Annotated in this window: 2 protein-coding genes; both read left to right on the forward strand. The window is 47.3% G+C overall.

Annotated elements, in window-relative coordinates:
• Window positions 1–173 precede the first annotated feature (173 nt).
• Window positions 174–1220 carry a hypothetical protein gene (locus ABUE20_RS19165; RefSeq protein WP_408621576.1) on the forward strand — a complete coding sequence of 349 codons (1047 nt, stop codon included), beginning with the start codon at window positions 174–176 and terminating at the stop codon, window positions 1218–1220.
• A gap of 26 nt (window positions 1221–1246) precedes the next feature.
• Window positions 1247–1761: hypothetical protein (locus tag ABUE20_RS19170; RefSeq protein WP_408621577.1), on the forward strand; the 515-nt coding region annotated here is incomplete at its 3' end.

A 1761-nucleotide genomic window follows, 5' to 3' on the forward strand; every position in this document is an offset into this window, starting at 1 on the left:
AATCACTCGCGGCATCGTTATAGCGATGGTCAGAAACCCCAAGCCGTCGGGGTTCCGTATCAGGTCTGGGAGAAGGTGATGGAGATCATCAGTGCGGAGAACGAAGCGCGGATAGCCCGGGATAAAGCGGCCGAAGCAGCGGGATAGACTCAGGGCTTTCATGGCTAAAAATAATGGTTAAAAAATATCGGATTACCCCAGAGCAGGATATTTATTTTGATTGTTATGGTGACATTCCTGCCGATCAGCATGAAATTTTTTGCGGTGATTATATTTATTACACACCTAGAGGGAAGCCAATGCCTGCGACTTTAAAAGTGTTTCGTAATGCGACCCATATGACCTGGTTTCTATTAAGGCCTGAAAAAACATCGTGTAATCCGGCGCTATCTCTCCCTCTTGAGGCGGCAGACTGGCTATTAAAAACGCGACCACGCTTTGGTCTGCCCCCCGAGCAGGGTGGCCCCAAAGGAATGGGGATCGCTAATTTGCTGAAAGGCGAAGATATATATATGGATGCGGGCTTAAACTGGAGTATTGGTAACGGTAGCCGACCCTTGGTACAAGATTTCGATGACTTTTTTCCACAAGGCTACACTATTCCTCACGATCTGTTTGAGCAGGATGATTTTCAGGCATTTTTAAAGTCAGTGGCGGCTGAGTATCCTATCCAGCCAGGGGATGTACAGACCTATCCCGATGATATTGATTATAACTATGTCAATCCGCCGCTGTGGCAGGCCGGAATGCTGGACCCTTATGCGCTGCCGGAGGACGTAGTGCGTTTGGGACTTTGGTCGTTTTCAGCCGAAGAGCCATGGCGGCATGTGGCACTCTATCGCCGTGCGGATTATGAGTTTTTTATCCAGACCCTGGATTTACAGAGCCTAGAGCGACAGCAGCTGGAATTTCAGGAAGGAGCGCTCTATGGCGTGGCCAACTTTTGGGATGACGTGTTGCCGGAAGTTCCGAAGCAGGCTGAATTTAACCGACGATTTAAAGCGGATTATGAAAGGATGAACTACCGTCTGGTTCCCTCATATGACCCCAATAATCCGATGGTGTGGTTAGAGAATCATTCGCGGCATCGTTATAGCGATGGCCAGAAACCCCAAGCCGTCGGGGTTCCGTATCAGGTCTGGGAGAAGGTGATGGTGATCATCAGTGCGGAGAACGAAGCGCGGATAGCCCGGGATAAAGTGGCCGAAGCAGCGGGATAGACTCAGGGCTTTCATGGCTAAAAATAATGGTTAAAAAATATCGGATTACCCCAGAGCAGGATATTTATTTTGATTGTCATGGTGACATTCCTGCCGATCAGCATGAAATTTTTTGCGGTGACTATATTTATTTCACGCCTAGAGGTAAACCACTGAACTCCGGATTAAAAGTGTTTCGCAACGCGACTCATATGACTTGGTTTTTATTAAAGTCAGAAAAAAAATTCAATATACCTGCACTGTCCCTTCCTTTAGAGGCAGCTGACTGGCTATTAAAAACACGGCCACGCTTTGGTTTACCACCTGATCAAGGGGGTGCAAAAGGGATGGGATTTTCCAATTTTGTAAAAGGAGAAGATATTTGGATGGGAGCGGGTCTTAATTGGAGTATTGGTAATGGTAGTCGACCTATCGATAAAGATTTCGATGATTTTTTCCCGCAAAGCTACACTCTTCCCCACGATCTGTTTGAGCGGGATGACTTTCAGGCATTTTTAAAGTCAGTGGCAGCCGAGTATCCGATTCAACCCGGAGATGTGCA

Origin of the sequence: Celerinatantimonas marina (genome assembly GCF_046054165.1) — a bacterium.
In the GTDB taxonomy this organism is placed as follows: domain Bacteria; phylum Pseudomonadota; class Gammaproteobacteria; order Enterobacterales; family Celerinatantimonadaceae; genus Celerinatantimonas.